Source organism: Lampropedia aestuarii, from assembly GCF_004803635.1.
Taxonomy (GTDB): domain Bacteria; phylum Pseudomonadota; class Gammaproteobacteria; order Burkholderiales; family Burkholderiaceae_C; genus Lampropedia; species Lampropedia aestuarii.
The window spans coordinates 121753-136736 of record NZ_SSWX01000005.1 but is presented as its reverse complement, the minus strand read 5'-3'; the positions used below and the strand labels follow the sequence as shown (position 1 = coordinate 136736).

General features: G+C 57.9%; 16 protein-coding genes and 1 tRNA gene. 6 read left to right on the top strand and 11 right to left on the bottom strand.

The window, feature by feature from the left end:
• Positions 1-407: 407 nt before the first annotated feature.
• Complete coding sequence (locus E8K88_RS05465) at positions 408-842, top strand: CopD family protein (protein WP_136405644.1); 435 nt, start codon at positions 408-410, stop codon at positions 840-842.
• A gap of 199 nt (positions 843-1041) precedes the next feature.
• Here the strand turns inward: E8K88_RS05465 and E8K88_RS05460 are convergent, their stop codons facing one another.
• The 5 genes from E8K88_RS05460 to E8K88_RS05440 all read right to left on the bottom strand — a co-directional run bounded on the left by E8K88_RS05460 (position 1042) and on the right by E8K88_RS05440 (position 4001).
• Positions 1042-2091: an NUDIX hydrolase gene (locus tag E8K88_RS05460; protein ID WP_136405643.1), complete on the bottom strand. Its 1050-nt coding sequence runs from the start codon at positions 2089-2091 to the stop codon at positions 1042-1044.
• Positions 2092-2212: 121 nt separating this feature from the next.
• Positions 2213-2533 carry a quaternary ammonium compound efflux SMR transporter SugE gene (sugE, locus tag E8K88_RS05455; protein ID WP_136405642.1) on the bottom strand — a complete coding sequence of 107 codons (321 nt, stop codon included), beginning with the start codon at positions 2531-2533 and terminating at the stop codon, positions 2213-2215.
• Between the two features lie 250 nt (positions 2534-2783).
• On the bottom strand, positions 2784-2957 hold the full coding sequence (locus E8K88_RS18570; protein ID WP_205880028.1) for a hypothetical protein: 174 nt from the start codon (positions 2955-2957) through the stop codon (positions 2784-2786).
• A 41-nt stretch (positions 2958-2998) separates the two neighbouring features.
• Complete coding sequence (gene grxC, locus E8K88_RS05445; RefSeq protein WP_136405641.1) at positions 2999-3262, bottom strand: glutaredoxin 3; 264 nt, start codon at positions 3260-3262, stop codon at positions 2999-3001.
• A 322-nt stretch (positions 3263-3584) separates the two neighbouring features.
• Complete coding sequence (locus E8K88_RS05440) at positions 3585-4001, bottom strand: rhodanese-like domain-containing protein (protein WP_136405640.1); 417 nt, start codon at positions 3999-4001, stop codon at positions 3585-3587.
• A 468-nt stretch (positions 4002-4469) separates the two neighbouring features.
• Between E8K88_RS05440 and gpmA the strand changes: the two genes are divergently transcribed.
• Together gpmA and E8K88_RS05430 are read left to right on the top strand one after the other, a co-directional pair.
• Positions 4470-5162 carry a 2,3-diphosphoglycerate-dependent phosphoglycerate mutase gene (gene gpmA / locus E8K88_RS05435; protein ID WP_136405639.1) on the top strand — a complete coding sequence of 231 codons (693 nt, stop codon included), beginning with the start codon at positions 4470-4472 and terminating at the stop codon, positions 5160-5162.
• A gap of 82 nt (positions 5163-5244) precedes the next feature.
• Positions 5245-6744, top strand: coding sequence for a S41 family peptidase (locus tag E8K88_RS05430; RefSeq protein WP_136405638.1), 1500 nt, complete (start codon positions 5245-5247; stop codon positions 6742-6744).
• Between the two features lie 301 nt (positions 6745-7045).
• Here the strand turns inward: E8K88_RS05430 and E8K88_RS05425 are convergent, their stop codons facing one another.
• Both E8K88_RS05425 and E8K88_RS05420 read right to left on the bottom strand, forming a co-directional pair.
• Positions 7046-8038: a M48 family metalloprotease gene (locus E8K88_RS05425; protein ID WP_136405637.1), complete on the bottom strand. Its 993-nt coding sequence runs from the start codon at positions 8036-8038 to the stop codon at positions 7046-7048.
• Between the two features lie 18 nt (positions 8039-8056).
• Positions 8057-8650 carry a LemA family protein gene (locus tag E8K88_RS05420; RefSeq protein ID WP_136405706.1) on the bottom strand — a complete coding sequence of 198 codons (594 nt, stop codon included), beginning with the start codon at positions 8648-8650 and terminating at the stop codon, positions 8057-8059.
• A gap of 259 nt (positions 8651-8909) precedes the next feature.
• Here E8K88_RS05420 and E8K88_RS05415 point away from each other — a divergent pair.
• A tRNA-Val gene (locus E8K88_RS05415) sits at positions 8910-8984 on the top strand.
• A 257-nt stretch (positions 8985-9241) separates the two neighbouring features.
• Positions 9242-9667: a hypothetical protein gene (locus E8K88_RS05410; RefSeq protein ID WP_136405636.1), complete on the top strand. Its 426-nt coding sequence runs from the start codon at positions 9242-9244 to the stop codon at positions 9665-9667.
• A gap of 273 nt (positions 9668-9940) precedes the next feature.
• Here the strand turns inward: E8K88_RS05410 and E8K88_RS05405 are convergent, their stop codons facing one another.
• Positions 9941-10894 (bottom strand): ribonuclease Z, encoded by a 954-nt coding sequence (locus tag E8K88_RS05405; RefSeq protein ID WP_136405635.1) that lies wholly within the window; start codon positions 10892-10894, stop codon positions 9941-9943.
• Positions 10895-11005: 111 nt separating this feature from the next.
• On the opposite strand from E8K88_RS05405, the gene E8K88_RS05400 reads away from it, so the two are divergent.
• Positions 11006-11632, top strand: a complete 627-nt coding sequence (locus E8K88_RS05400; RefSeq protein WP_136405634.1) for a LysE family translocator — start codon at positions 11006-11008, stop codon at positions 11630-11632.
• A 100-nt stretch (positions 11633-11732) separates the two neighbouring features.
• Here the strand turns inward: E8K88_RS05400 and E8K88_RS05395 are convergent, their stop codons facing one another.
• The 3 genes from E8K88_RS05395 to E8K88_RS05385 form a co-directional block, all read right to left on the bottom strand.
• On the bottom strand, positions 11733-13076 hold the full coding sequence (locus tag E8K88_RS05395; RefSeq protein ID WP_136405633.1) for an MFS transporter: 1344 nt from the start codon (positions 13074-13076) through the stop codon (positions 11733-11735).
• 261 nt (positions 13077-13337) lie between these two features.
• On the bottom strand, positions 13338-14090 hold the full coding sequence (locus tag E8K88_RS05390; RefSeq protein WP_136405632.1) for an SDR family NAD(P)-dependent oxidoreductase: 753 nt from the start codon (positions 14088-14090) through the stop codon (positions 13338-13340).
• Between the two features lie 11 nt (positions 14091-14101).
• A complete protein-coding gene (locus E8K88_RS05385; RefSeq protein WP_136405631.1) occupies positions 14102-14947 on the bottom strand; it encodes an ureidoglycolate lyase in 846 nt (281 codons plus the stop codon).
• Positions 14948-14984: the final 37 nt, after the last annotated feature.

Here is a 14984-nt window from a genome sequence, read left to right as displayed (position 1 = left end):
CAGCTGAGAAAAAAGAGACAATAAAAAAACGCAAAAAGCGGCTTACAGACGCCGTGGCGTTCAGCTGCAAAGACCGCAAAACGCGGTATTTTACGCGTTTGCCTTTGCAATGCCGAATTGAAGGTGTTCACAGGTCTCTCTGGCGCCACAATGTGTTTACAAATTCAGGCGATTGCATACTGCTCACAGGCCGCAGCCAATGGCCAGTCACCCGTGCGGTATGCACCCAATACTGGGCATTGAGACCACACAGCCGTAGAACGTGTTCATAGTCAAGCTCAGCAAAGCGCGCTGTTGCATTCTGAGCGTCTGTATCAAACGATCTGCTTGGCAAATATGGCCTAGACTGCCTGCAATGGCCCACTGCATTGCTTCACAATAACCACTCCCCACGATTGCCCCCTGCCATGCTCTACCTTTGGATCAAAGCCTTTCACATCGTCTTTATTGCAGCCTGGTTTGCAGGCCTGTTTTACCTGCCGCGCATTCTGGTCAATTTGGCCGAGGTGCCGCCTGATTCAGTGGCTGAGCGTGCACGCTTGATCGGCATGGCGCAGCGCTTGCTGCGCTTTGCCACGGTGCTGGCCATTCCCGCGCTCGGACTGGGTGCGTGGCTGTGGCTCGGCATTGGGATTGGCAAAGGTCCAGGCAATGGCTGGTTGCATGCCAAGCTGGCCTTGGTGCTGCTGGTGATTGGCTACCACCATGGCTGCGGCGTGTTGCTGCGCAAATTCGTGCAGGGCTTGCCCACGCACAGCCCGCGTTGGTACCGCTGCTTCAATGAAGTGTCGGTATTGCTGTTTGCGGCGATTGTGGTGCTGGTGGTTGTCAAACCGTTTTAATCTGTTTGTATCGCAGCAGTGTCGACATTACAAAGTGGCGTAAGGCGGGTCAAGACCCGCCGGTTCTGATAAGGCGCGGTGTTCGCTGACACACCTTGAGCCGTCGCTTATCCACCCATGGCGGCTTATGCTGCGCGCCAACGCGGTCTACGAAAAGATCGCAAACAGGTTCTTACAGCGCTTTATGAGGCGATTGCGCCTACAAAGCCACGGAGCTGGCCGCCACCGGCAGCTTGGTGCCAGAAATGGCCCGCTCATGCGTGACACCACTGCGAAACCGGAACAGCTTGGCAGGTCTGCCCGCCTGCCCTGCCGACATGTCGCCGGTGTCTTCAATCAAATCCTGCTGCTCAATCAAACGCCTGAAGTTTTGTTTGTGCAACCAGCGCCCCGTGATCGCCTCCGCCGTCTGCTGCAACTGCAGCAGCGTGAAGGACTCGGGCATCAGCTCAAACACCACGGGCCGGTATTTGAGCTTGGCACGCAAGCGCGCCATGCCGGTGGCAACAATACGGCGGTGGTCAAACCACATTGACAAACCCGGCAGCACAGGGGTTTGTGCCGTTTGCACGGCCGCCTGCCCCGCAGGCGCAGGCGGTGCTTGTAACGCACGGGATTCGGCAATCAGGCCGGCCTCAAACAGCAGTTCATAGCGTTGCAATACCGCGTCCTCACTCCACTCATGGCCGTGCAAAGCCCAATGCCGCGCCACGCGGTCATGCCGCTCTTGCACCAGCGCATGCGATGGTGCGGACTCTGCCCAGCTGCACAGCGCAGGCGCAATGCGCTCTTTGACCAGCTGCGTGGCCCAGTCGCTGCGTTGGTCTTCCCATGGAAAAAAATCGTACCAACTGCGCCAGGCCGCCTGGTCGGCTGCGGCGTTGAGCGAGGCTTCCAGGTCCTGCTGCTCGCGCGTCAAGCCCAGGTAGCTGATCGAGATATGCCGCGCCATTGGCGGCTGGTCTGGCGCGCCGGCATCAAATAAGCGCCCCGGATCGGCAAAGGTGTAGAGCTGCTCGATATAGCCAATCGGGTGGCGTGTTTCTGACTCAACCCATGCGCGCATGCCCGTTTGCAGCGAGCGGTGCGTGGTCGTAAATGGCCCAGCCGGCAAGGACTGGCCATGGCGGGTAGTCAAAATGCGCGGCTGTGCGGCGGTAACGGCAGCCAGCACAGCCACCAGTTCGACCTGAACGGCGTGCGAGGCGGCTGGAGCCGAGCTGAATGGGCGCTGGGAAGATGTGCTCATAAGGTGAGCCGCATTGTAGAGTGCGCGCCAGCATGCTGTCCGCCAGCAGGCCCAAAACATGGCCTGCGATAGTGCACGGCAGCAGCCAATCAATCAATCAATCAATCAGACAAGCAATCACTCAGTGCGAAGACGACAGCTTCATCAGCACAATGCCGCTGACAATCAGCACCGCTGCGCCAATGCGCATGGGCGTGACCGCCTCGCCCAAGGCCACAATGCCAACAATGAATGCGCCAACGGCACCGATACCCGTCCAGATCGTATACGCCGTGCCCAACGGCAGGCTGCGCATGGCCAGTGCCAGCAATGCGAAGCTGGCCACCATTGCCGTGAGCGTGATCACCGATGGCGTCAGCCGCGTAAAACCATGGGAGTATTTCATGGCTGTCGCCCAGACAATCTCAAGCAAACCAGCCAACAACAACGCAATCCATGCCATGACAAATCCCTTCATCCCCAAAATGGTGGTGCAATGGGCCGTCCCATGGAGGTGATTGGCTGCACAACACTCGCTGCGCGGCAACCCGAGGTCGTCCTCGGTCGAGAGCCTACGGATGGTCTCTTCGCTGCAGATTGTATGCAACCGGTGGCGTCTGAGCACGCGTTGTAGCGCATGGCCTCGCATCGTTTGGGTGGTAACAAAGCTACAGCTTGCATTGCAGTCATTTGCAGGCGCCAGCCAGAAGCCATTACGGGCAGCGCTGCAAGCACATCCAGCCCAAACCAGCCAGTACATGCGGGGCGAGCACAGAAGCACCGATGTATTCAACGCCTTGAAAGTCGCCTTGTGCAGCAGCTTCAAATCGCGCCTCAAAGGGCAGCTCGCCATACAAAAAACCCAAGTTGGCAGCCAACTTGGGCATCACCGGCTGTCGAGAAGAGGTAGTCAGAACAGGCTGAGCACTCAGTTGGCAGACTGCAACAGCGGCAGCAAGCCGCCCTGGGCATCCAGGGCCGCCAGATCGTCGTAGCCGCCCACATGGGTTTGGCCAATGTAGATTTGCGGCACTGTGCGGCGGCCCGTTTTTTGCATCATGGTATCGCGCTCAGCCGGCTCCAAATCGATGCGAATTTCGTCAATCGCCTCAACACCGCGTGCCTTGAGCAATTGCTTGGCGCGGATGCAATATGGGCACACGGCAGTGGTGTACATGGTGACGGTTTGCATGGGGGGAAAACTCCTCAAAAACAATGCATCCAGGCGAGACCTTCTGCGCCTGGTCAGATCTGCAGCGCAATCATGCAAAGACAAAGCCACCAGTGTGGCCCGTCTCCGGCCAAGCTGCTGCACTGCAGCTGTGCGTGCTTGTAGAGCCTGTTCACAATCTCCGCGCAGGCGCGCAAGGCTCAAGGCACAAAAAAAGTGGCAATGCAAGGCGCACTGCTTTGTTAAAAATCCATGCCGGGCAGCGAGCCCGGCTGCGGTTTTTACCGCGCATTGCATCCTTTTGGACTTGAACGCGGCCGCGTGCAGAGGGTGAATCTGGCTTTTAAGCTTTGGCGCCAGTAACGATTGGCAGGCCCGCTTCTCTCCAGGCCTTCATTCCACCGGCGATGGTTTGCACCTGCTCGTAGCCGAGCTTCTTGGCAACGGCCACGGCTTTGACTGCACGCGTGCCTGTGGCACACACGAAAATCACTGGATTGGCCTTGTTCTTGGCCGCTGCGGCCAATTGCTGCTCCAGCTGCTCCAGGCTGACATGCTTGGCGCCTTTGATATGGCCAGCAGAAAAGTCATCGGCGGCACGCACATCCACCACAGTGGCTTTCTCGGTGTTCATTTTCTGCACCGCTTGCGCAGGCGTGACCGTGGTTGAACCACTTTTGCGCAAAGCGGGAACAAACAGCATGGCACCTGAAACAATGGCCACCAAAAACAGATACCAATTCTCAATAAGAAAGTTCACAACATCGCTCGCATAGTGAGGAAACTCTGCAAAACCCTCGCGGCAGGAATAGGTGCAGCATCAGACTGAACCGCAAGCGGTCTTTGACAGGCCACGGCCGCAGCCATGGACGACAAAGACATGCGCTGCAGATCGCCTGAAACCACGCTCAGACCACCACAAGGAGTTTTGTAGCGTTTCCTTAGGTCAAAGAAAAAACCGCCAACCGGTTTTGGGCACAAAGGGCACGGCAGGCTGGGCACTGCCGTAAAAAACAGACTTCGAATCCGCCCGCAGAACGGGCAAAGCCCTGCATTTTAAGGGGCGGCGGCGCAAAGAAGACAATCTCAAGCAGAAAGCCCACGCCTGGCCGACTAAAATAGGCAGTTGCATGCCCGTCATCTGGCCTGTGCCTGCTTGCCGCGCTATGCTGATCGCACACTTTTTCTCTAATCTCTGCGCTAAGGGGCCCTTTGGGGCTGCACACCCATGTACACACTCGTTTTGATCCGCCATGGTGAATCGACCTGGAATTTGGAAAACCGCTTTACCGGCTGGACCGATGTGGAGTTGACTGCCACCGGCATTGCCCAAGCGCAGCAAGCTGGCCAGCGCCTCAAGGCAGCCGGATTCGAGTTTGATATGGCCTACACCAGCGTGCTCAAACGGGCGATTCACACCCTCTGGCATTGCCTGGACAACATGGACAGCACCTGGCTGCCTGTACAAAAATCATGGCGCCTGAACGAGCGCCATTACGGCGGCCTGCAAGGTCTGAACAAAGCCGAAACAGCCAAGGAATACGGTGACGACCAAGTACTGGTGTGGCGCCGCAGCTATGACACACCGCCACCTGCACTGGAGGTTGGCGATCCACGCAGTGAGCGAGGCGATCGCCGCTACCGTGATCTGGCTGCGGAACAAATTCCACTGACCGAATGTCTGAAGGACACTGTGGCACGCGTTTTGCCTTATTGGGAAAGCGATATTGCGCCCAACATCCGCGCTGGCAAGCGCGTGGTGATTGCAGCGCACGGCAATTCTTTGCGTGCTTTGGTCAAATACCTCGATGGCATCGCGGACGACGCAATCGTCTCGCTCAATATCCCCAATGGCACGCCTTTGGTTTATGAGCTCGATGAAGCGCTCAAACCAATTCGCAGTTACTATCTGGAGTCTTGATCGAGTGATGCGGCAGAGCCTCTCTGCCGCATTGGCGCGCCCACACACTGATTACTGGAACACTTTTAGATTGGCTAGGTTTATGGGAAACAAAATGCAAACCGTCGGTTGGGTCGGCGCTGGGGTGCTGGCCGGGGTTCTGGCCACCTTTTCCGTGCAAACCATCGCGCGCAATGCGGTTGCACCACTGCCTTTGGAAGAGCTGCAACAACTCGCCGCTGTCTATGGCTTGATCAAGACAGACTATGTGGAGCCGGTGGATGACAAGAAACTCATTACCGATGCCATTACCGGCATGGTCGCCAGCTTGGATCCGCATTCGCAATATTTCGATAAAGCCAGCTTTGCCGAGTTTCGCGAAGGCACGACCGGCCGCTTTGTCGGTGTAGGCATTGAAATTTCCCAAGAAGACGGCCTGATTCGTGTGGTCTCGCCGATTGAAGGCTCACCTGCGGACCGCGCAGGCCTGATCACCAACGACTTGATCACCAAAATCGACGACACCGCAGTCAAAGGCCTGAGCCTGACCGATGCGGTCAAACGCATGCGTGGCGAGCCCAACACCCAGGTGGTGTTGACCGTGTTCCGCAAAGACGAAGGCCGCACTTTCACCGTTACCATCACCCGTGAAGAAATCAAAACCCGCTCGGTCAAGGGCGAAGTGATTGAGCCCGGTTATGCATGGCTGCGCCTGTCGCAATTCCAGGACCGCACCGTCGACGACTTCGTCAACAAGGCGATTGAGTTGTACGCCAAAGACCCGAACATGAAAGGGCTGGTACTGGACTTGCGCAATGACCCAGGTGGTTTGCTCGATGCCGCAGTCGCGATTTCAGCCGCCTTCCTGCCCAAAGACACGGTCGTGGTGACCACCGACGGCCAACTGCCTGAAAGCAAGGCCTCGTACTCGACCAATCCGAGCGACTATTTGCCACGCCGCTTCCCGATCAACGCCAATGACCCGCTCAAGCGCCTGCCTGCAGGCCTGAAAAACGTGCCGCTGGTCGTGCTGGTCAATGAAGGCTCGGCCTCGGCCAGCGAAATCGTTGCAGGCGCCTTGCAAGACCACAAACGTGCCACCATCATGGGCAGCCAAACATTTGGCAAAGGTTCGGTGCAAACCGTGCGTCCGCTGGGGCCAGATACTGGCATCAAACTGACTACGGCGCTCTACTACACACCAAGCGGTCGCTCCATCCAGGCCAAAGGCATCGTGCCTGACATCGCCTTGGATGAGTCGGCTGAAGGCAGCCCTTACGCTTCGCTGCGTGTGCGTGAAGCCGATCTGGCCAAGCACTTGGGCACCGACGAGTCTGCAGAAGAGATCGCCCGCAAGGAAAAAGAGCGCGAAGAGGCCCTCAAGCGCCTGGAAGCCGAAGCCAAAGCCAATGAAGGCAAGCAACCGCGCCGCCTGCCACAGTTCGGCTCGGCAGACGACTTCCAGCTGCAACAAGCCTTGAACCACCTCAAAGGCCTGCCAGTGGTGGTGGCCAAGCAGCCTGAAATCAAAGACAGAAACCCTGAAAGCGATGCCGGCACCAGCACTCCATCGCCTGCAGCACCAGCTGAAGAGCAGAAATAAGCATCAGCGCAGGCACTGCACAACAGGCTTGCCACGCGCTGGCAGCATATAGGCAAAGAGGCTGTTCACACAGCCTCTTTGCCATTTGGCAGCATGGACTGGTGCGACAGCGCTGCTACTGAGGCCACCCAAGCAGCATTTGCACTCGCACCTGTTGAGTACTCCACCTGCGCCCTCTTGCACAGCTGCCCCATTGGTTTGCACCGAATAGATCCGTCCAGGTACGGCATCTTTCTTGGCCTGCCACGCGAGCACTGCAAGCGCATGCAGCGCGCCACCGCCTTTGCGTGCCAATGGCAGATCAAAATGCCACTGCACGCCGCAAACGCTGCAGCCGCTGCTGCACCGTGGGGTGGCTGTCCAACCACTGGCCAAACAGATTCAGCGTATCCAGCGGAGGCGCCATCCACAAATGCGATACCGCGCTGGACTCGGTGCGATTGCCCATCAGCTCCAGGTCGTCCATCACGACCCGAGCGCGCCAAGAGGGCTGCCACTGGTCTTGCATTTTTTCCAAAGCGCCAGCGATACCATCGATTTGGCGCGTCCACTCAACCGCGCGTGCATCAGCCAGGTACTCACGCTGGCGTGAAATCGCCGCTTGCAGCAAGCTGCCGGCAAACCAGCCCGCCAGGCCTGCATACATCATCAGGCCGCCAAAAACGCGCAGAAAAATCAGGTCCGTGCCAATCAGGCTGCGGCCGTAGCCGAAAATCATGTGCAGGCCATAGACCTTGCTGGCCAACTGCATGCTCAAGGCCGTATCGCCTTCACGAATGTGGCTGAGCTCGTGCGCGACCACGCCTTGCAGTTCATCGCGGCTGAGCTGCTCCAGCGTTTGCGAGGTCACCGCCACGGCCATATCACCTCGGGCCCAACCGGCTGCTAACGCATTGATTTGCTCACTGCGCTCAATCACCATCACCATAGGCACCGGCATGCGCGCTGAAATACACAACTCCTGCACCACGTTGAGGTACACCTTCTCACGCGCATCGCTCTCTTTGGCCATACGCCCGCCCAGGCGCTTGACCAGGGCCACGCCACCGCCTTGGTGCAAGTGGCTGGATTCGAGCCACCAGCCACCCAAGATCAAAAACAAGGCCGTGCCGACATTCGCCCAAAAGAAACCAGTTGGCGCAATCTCAATGCCAAACAGCCACCACACCAGCCACAGCGGAATACTGAGCATCAGGTGCACACTCAAGGCCACCAAAGGCACCATCAGCCAAAAGCCCAGGCGCAGCCAGCCGGTGGCCGCGCGTGCCTCGCGTTGTTGTTGGCGAAAACCCATCGCTATTGGTTGCGTGCTTTAGGAGCCAAAGCGCACTTGCGGCGCTTGGCGCTCAGCCTCGCTGCGGGTGGACTCGAGCATGGGCAAGGAAGGGAAGTTGTTCAACCGCGCCACAATATTGGATGGAAACACCTCCGTGGCCGTATTAAACGCCAGCACAGTGTCGTTGTATGCCTGGCGTGCAAAACCAATGCGGTTTTCGGTGCTGGCAATCTCTTCAGACAAACGCTGCATTTGCTGGTCGGCCTTTAAATCAGGGTAGGCCTCAGACAAGGCCATCAAGCGCCCAAGCCCTGCCTCCAACACCCCTTCGGCCCCGGCCAATGCCAGCATGGCCGCGCCATCGCTGGGTTTGGAGCGCACTTGCTGCACCGCAGACACTGCTTGGCTGCGCGCCGCAATCACAGCCTCCAGCGTCTGCTGCTCATGCTGCATATACCCCTTAGCCACTTCCACCAAGTTGGGAATCAAGTCGTAGCGGCGCTTGAGTTGCACATCAATTTGCGCAAACGCATTCTTGACCTCATTGCGCAGGGCCACAAAACGGTTGAAGATCAACACATAACACAACACCAAAATGACAACAATGGCCAGCAAAATAATGGCGGTCATCGACATGAGCGGCTCCCTTGGTTTTCATCAGCCTTGAAGAATATCACATGTAAATGCACATGTGCTTGCTCTGGCACATCAAAAATCCCATCTATGCGGCCAACAGTGCGCCAGTAAGCCGCCTAAAGCGCTTCAAGACAGTATTTTTGGAAAATAATCAGAAAAAACACCTGTTTTCCTTTTCTCCACCCAAAACAATGTTAAAGTCTAGCCCTTCGCAAAACACTTCACTTGAAGCTGTTGTAAACAATAGAATTTTGGGCGGTTAGCTCAGTGGTAGAGCACTGCCTTCACACGGCAGGGGTCACAAGTTCGAACCTTGTACCGCCCACCAAAATAGAACAAGCACTTACGCGTTTACGCCTAAGTGCTTTTTTCTTGCCGGTGTCATTATCAACGCCGTGCCTTGCTCGATTGCGCTGAGTCGATCTTCACGTTCGCTGCACTGGTAATGGCCATGCCAAGCAAGCCAAAACGTGGCTCAGCGGGTGCTTGCCACCTGATGCCATGCCCCCACTCTTCCAAACAAGCCTGCCCCATGCCTGCGGCACCCAGCCTACAGCATTGACTGCGCAACTCCCAGCACACACCATGCCGACATCCGTTATCCAAGAAGAAGAAACAGGCTGCGGCATCGCCGCCGCTGCCAATATCGCTGGCACCAGCTATGCAGCGATGCGCGCCCAGGCCAACGCCATGGGTATTTTTGCCAGCGATCCGCTGCTGTGGTCAGACACCCAGTATGTGCGGCGTTTGCTGGCCCAGGCTGGCATCCACACGGCCGCGACCGAAACGCCGTTTGAATCGTGGGAAAGCCTGCCGGATCTGGCATTGCTGGCGATCAAGCACCACCAGAAAAATGGCCGCGACTTCTGGCACTGGGTGGTGTTTGAACGCTTGGACGGACAGGCCTGTGTGCTGGATTCGGCCAGCTACCTGCCTGCCAATGTGCGCACCGATTTTGCGGCTATGCAGCCCAAATGGTCCATCGCAGTAACGCGCGATTGGAAACAGTAAACCAAACGCCTTGGCACGGCGCAGCTTGAAGCGGCCAATGCTTCGCGGCAGGACATTGCCAGATCGTCTGGTCATGGCGAGCACCATGCAAAAAGGCCAAAGCCAAGACATTGGCACGGCAAGGACACGGGCTTTGACACACCTGGGCCAGTGGCAGGTCAGGCAAGGGCGGGGTGGGCTGCATACGGGCGATAAGCTGGGGCGCTGGAGTGACGACGCGCTGCCCTCAGAACCTGTTCAAAATTTTTTAGCAAGAGCGCCAGCGCACTTGGCTCAATGACGGCGGGTGAGCGCGCCATCAAAGGCCAGCTCAAACCGGTCAAAATCCTGCGCTAAAAACACCTGGCCTTGGTAATGCGTTTGCGCTTCTGTGCGCAGCACTTGTTGCTCATCGGCCGTGTGGTGGCGCGGGCTGAAATGCGTCAAGATCAGGTTCGGCACGCCCTGCTGCTGGGCAAATGTGGCCACCAGCTGCACGCTGCTGTGCATCGGGCCGGGGCCAACCTTGTCCAGCACCGCCTGGGCGTAGGTGGCTTCGTGCACCAGCAATTGCGCGCCTTCGCAGGCTGCTTGCAAGCAGGCAGGCTCGGCGTTGTCGCCGCCCAGTACGGCGGCGATGTGCTGCACCTCTTCATGCACCCAGTCGGCGCTGTGCAATAGCCGGCCTTCAAACGGCACATCCTGGCCATGGCTCAGGGCCTTCCAGGCCGGGCCGGGCGGCAAGCCCAGCGCTTGCAAGGCATCGGTTTTTAAACGGCGTATCGCGCGTGTGCAGTCGATGCGAAACGCATAGCTGGGCACGCGGTGCTTTTGCGCATGGCGGCTGAGGGTGATGCTGGGCTGCCATTGCCATGGGGTCGGGTCAGCTACATCGATCCATTCCAACGGGTACGGCAAATGGGTGTCGGTGCACTCCAACGTGGTTTGCAGCCAGCGCCACACGGGCTCTGGCGCAATCAACTGCAGCGGCTCTTTGCGCGCATTCATGCCTGCGCTGGCCAATAAGCCCGGCAAGCCAAAACAGTGGTCGCCATGCACATGGCTGATGCAGACGGCCTGCAAATCATGCAGCGACAAACCGGCGCGCTGGACCTGGTGTTGCGTGCCTTCACCGCAATCGACCAACATCCAGGCACGCCCCAAATGGGTTTGCACGGCCAGGCCAGAGACATTGCGCGTCAAGCTCGGCACGCCGGACGAGGTTCCTAAAAAAGTCAAACGTAGCACAGTGGGTTCCTTCTGCAGCTGGGCGCTGCGTTCAGTGCAGCGCCCATCATCGCAGTTTGCAATGGCCAGATTATGATGGACGGCTTGATTGGCCTTGCCTGAAAGCTCCGCATGTTCCCACTCCACACCTGGCTTGCCTACACCGCCGCCTGTTTATTGCTGGCGCTTGCGCCCGGCCCCGACAATCTGCTGGCGATTGGCCGGGGCCTGAGCCAAGGCCGCTTGGCCGCCTGCTTGTCCGGCCTGTCTTCGGGCATGGGCATTTTGTTCCACTCGGTGGCCGCAGCGCTGGGCTTGGGGGTGTTGATGCAAACCTCGGCGCTGGCCTTTTGGGCGATCAAGATCGTCGGTGCGGTCTATCTGGTGTGGCTGGGCATTCAGGTGCTGCGCACGCGCAGCCTGGTCAGCTTTGTGCCCGCCAAGCGCCAGTCCAAGCGCAGTATTTTTCTCACCGGCTTTTTGTCGGCGGCACTGAACCCCAAACCAGGCCTGTTTGTATTGGCGTTTATTCCGCAGTTCATCCACCCCGAATATGGCAGCGTGACCACGCAAATGCTGGTGTATGGCGCCTGGTTTGCGTGCATTACCGCGCTGGTGTTTGCGCTGATGGGCGTGTTTGCGTCGCGCTTGTCGAGCTGGCTGCAATCACGCCCACGGGTGATTGCCGGTTTGAATTGGGGCGCGGGCTTGAGCTTTGTTGTCTCGGGCTTGTCGGTGGCGGCGATGAAGCAAAAATAAGCCGCGCCAACGCCATTAAAAAAGGGCATGCACCTGCAACGGTCCATGCCCTTTTCTTTTGCGATCAAACCGGATCAAACGGCCATCGCACTTTTAGCCTTCACACCTTTTGGTAAAAACGTTTTGGCAAGCCCCAGGCAACCAGCACAAAGGCCACCAAGCAGGCTGCAGCCAGCGCGTACAAGCCCAGGGTTGCGCTGCCAGTCAAATCACGCACTTTGCCCACCATGTACGGGCTGATGATGCCGCCGAGTTGGCCAATCGAGTTGATCAAGGCAATGCCAGCAGCAGCGGCCATGCCGGTCAAGAAGCGCTGTGGAAACACCCAGAACAGGCCAATCGCCGAGATGATGCCAGTGGCAGCCACGGTCAAACCAAACAGCAAGACCACGGTGTTGGTGCTGAACGCGCCGCACAAGAAGTAGCCGATGCCGCCAGCCAGCACGGTCAAGGCCAGGTGCCAGCGGCGCTCACCGGTGCGGTCGGAGTTTTTGCCCAGCAAGATCATCGAGATGCCAGCGACCAGATAAGGCAGGGCAGAAATCAAACCGATGACGAAGGTGTCTTCCGTGCCTGCCGAGCGGATCAGCTGCGGCATCCAGAACACCAGGCCGTAAATACCGCCTGCCAGGCACATGTAGATGAAGGACAAGGTGTAGGTGGCAGGCTCTTTGAGCGCAGCGATGAAGTTGTGCGCTTGTGCTTCTTTGGCGTCCTTGTTGACCTCGGCATGCCAAAACGCTTTGTCGTCTTTGCTGAGCCAGCGGGCATCGGCGATTTCATCGTCCAAAAACTTCCACACCACCAGCCCCAGAATCACAGAGGGAAGGCCTTCGAGCAAGAACAGCCATTGCCAGCCTGACAGATTGAGCCAGCCATCGCTGAACTTCATGATGGCGCCCGAGATCGGGCCGCCAATGATCCCGCAAAACGCAATACCGGACATGAAGATGGTGTTGATGCGCGCCCTGCGGGTGGCTGGAAACCACTTGGTGAAGAAGTACAGGGCACCGGGCACAAAACCAGCCTCTAACGCGCCGACCAGAAAACGGATGATGTAGAAACCCATCTCACTGGTCACAAACATCGTGCAGGCAGACGCAATACCCCAGGTGACCATGATGCGCATGATCCACACCCGTGCACCGACGCGGTGCAAGATCATATTGCTGGGCACTTCAAACAGGAAGTAGCCAATGAAGAACACGCTGGCGCCCAGGCCGTAGACCGCATCGGAAAAGCCCAGTTCGCTTTGCATTTGCAGCTTGGCAAAACTGATGTTGACGCGGTCTAAATAGGCAATAACCCAGCACACCACCAGCAGGGGGATAAAGCGCCAGAAAACTTTGCTGTAGACCTCTTGCTCACGCGAAGCGGACGCGGTGGCATTGGCTGCACTAGCGGCATTTGTGGCGGGTGCGCCGATGCTTGTATTGACACTCATGAACTGTCTCCGTTGATTGATTTGCGCCTGCGCCCAGCACGCTATCGCAGCCGCCTCTTGGGGCGGTTGGTGCGGGCGCGCCGGGCGTTGAATACCTGCGCCGTCTATGGGCGCATGGGCCAGTTTTTGGGCTGATTTAGAGCGGCTAACACAACCGAGCAAACCAAAGATTTGCGGTTGAGACTAGGCGCAAAACCCCATGCGGTACAAGTCGTACGACAAGGTTTTGCAGCGGCGTATCAAGGGTTGTGTCAGTCGCTCTTAGTAAGTGGCCCGGCCACCCGAGAGATCGAACACTGCGCCGGTGGTAAAGGAGTTTTCCTCGCTCACTAGCCAGGCGACCATCGCCGCGATTTCATTGACCAGCACAAAACGCCCGCGCGGGATTTTAGAGAGCATGTAATCAATGTGCTGCTGGGCCATTTGCTCAAAAATCTTGGTTTTGGCCGCTGCTGGCGTGATCGCGTTGACGGCGATGTTCAGGCCCGCAGTTTCCTTGCCCAGGCTCTTGGTCAAGGCAATCACTGCTGCCTTGGAGGCGCTGTAGGCCGAGGCATTCGGGTTGCCTTCCTTGCCTGCAATCGAGGCCACATTCACCACCCGGCCATAGCCGCTGGCGATCATGCCTTTGACCACTTCCTGGTTGACGTGGAAGGTGCCGTTCAGGTTCACATCCATCACGCGGTTCCACTCGGCAGCGGGGTAATCGACCACCGGCGCATTGGCACCGGCAATGCCTGCGCTATTGACCAGAATGGCAATCGGGCCCCACTCGCTCACAGTCTGCTGATGCGCTTGCTGCACCGAGGCCAGATCGGCAATATTGGTTTGGTAAACCGCGACCTGGCCTTTGCCAGCCAAGTGCTGCTGCGCGGCGGCCAAGGCTTGCGCATCCAAGTCCCAAATCGCCACAGTCGCGCCGCCTTCGAGCAAGCGCTCAACCACGGCCAAACCAATGCCCTGTGCACCACCGGTCACGACGGCCACTTGTCCCTTGTAATCGTATGTATTCATGCGGGTGCTCCTTACGCGGCCACGACTTTTTGTTGTTGTTCGCCCAAACCATCAATGCCCAAACGCATGGTTTGGCCAGCGCGCAGGAATACGGGTTCTGGCTTGATGCCCATGCCCACGCCCGGTGGGGTGCCGGTGGAGATCACATCGCCTGGATTCAGGGTCATGAACTGGCTCAGGTAGGCAATGATTTCTGGCACTTTGAAAATCATCGTCGCGGTATTGCCGTCTTGGTAGCGCTTGCCATCCACTTCCAGCCACAGATTGAGTTGGTGTGGATCGGCCACTTCATCGGCCGTCACCAGCCATGGACCAGTCGGGCCAAAGGTGTCGCAGCCCTTGCCCTTGTCCCAAGTGCCACCGCGCTCGATTTGGTAAGCGCGCTCAGACACGTCGTTGACCACGCAGTAGCCGGCAACATAATCCATGGCGTCGCTTTCTTCCACATACGAGGCTTGCTTGCCAATCACCACGCCCAACTCGACCTCCCAGTCGGTCTTGAGTGAGCCGCGCGGGATTTTCACATCGTCGTTTGGGCCCACCACGGCCGAGGTCCATTTGGAGAACACCACCGGTTCAGACGGGATCGGCATATTCGATTCAGCCGCATGGTCAGCGTAATTGAGGCCAATGCAGATAAACTTGCCAATGCGGCCCACGCAAGCGCCCAGACGCGGCTGGCCTTCGACCAGAGGCAGTGTGCTCACATCATGGTTTTTCAAAGCGGCCAACAAAGGACCTGCCAGAAATGCGCCGTCAATATCCTGGGTCCAGGCACTGAGGTCACGCAACTGGCCTTGTGCATCCAACACACCGGGTTTTTCCTGGCCTGCGGGCCCGTATCTCAAGAACTTCATATCGACCTTTGCAATCGTTAAAACAATCTGTCCAGTT

Coding starts and splice junctions, on each gene's coding strand:
- E8K88_RS05395 (WP_136405633.1), bottom strand. CDS start 13,076: ATGAGTGTCAATACAAGCATCGGCGCACCCGCCACAAATGCCGCTAGT.
- E8K88_RS05400 (WP_136405634.1), top strand. CDS start 11,006: ATGTTCCCACTCCACACCTGGCTTGCCTACACCGCCGCCTGTTTATTG.
- E8K88_RS05425 (WP_136405637.1), bottom strand. CDS start 8,038: ATGGGTTTTCGCCAACAACAACGCGAGGCACGCGCGGCCACCGGCTGG.
- E8K88_RS05410 (WP_136405636.1), top strand. CDS start 9,242: ATGCCGACATCCGTTATCCAAGAAGAAGAAACAGGCTGCGGCATCGCC.
- sugE (WP_136405642.1), bottom strand. CDS start 2,533: ATGGCATGGATTGCGTTGTTGTTGGCTGGTTTGCTTGAGATTGTCTGG.
- E8K88_RS05465 (WP_136405644.1), top strand. CDS start 408: ATGCTCTACCTTTGGATCAAAGCCTTTCACATCGTCTTTATTGCAGCC.
- E8K88_RS05390 (WP_136405632.1), bottom strand. CDS start 14,090: ATGAATACATACGATTACAAGGGACAAGTGGCCGTCGTGACCGGTGGT.
- E8K88_RS05385 (WP_136405631.1), bottom strand. CDS start 14,947: ATGAAGTTCTTGAGATACGGGCCCGCAGGCCAGGAAAAACCCGGTGTG.
- E8K88_RS05420 (WP_136405706.1), bottom strand. CDS start 8,650: ATGACCGCCATTATTTTGCTGGCCATTGTTGTCATTTTGGTGTTGTGT.
- E8K88_RS05430 (WP_136405638.1), top strand. CDS start 5,245: ATGGGAAACAAAATGCAAACCGTCGGTTGGGTCGGCGCTGGGGTGCTG.
- grxC (WP_136405641.1), bottom strand. CDS start 3,262: ATGCAAACCGTCACCATGTACACCACTGCCGTGTGCCCATATTGCATC.
- E8K88_RS18570 (WP_205880028.1), bottom strand. CDS start 2,957: ATGCCCAAGTTGGCTGCCAACTTGGGTTTTTTGTATGGCGAGCTGCCC.
- gpmA (WP_136405639.1), top strand. CDS start 4,470: ATGTACACACTCGTTTTGATCCGCCATGGTGAATCGACCTGGAATTTG.
- E8K88_RS05460 (WP_136405643.1), bottom strand. CDS start 2,091: ATGAGCACATCTTCCCAGCGCCCATTCAGCTCGGCTCCAGCCGCCTCG.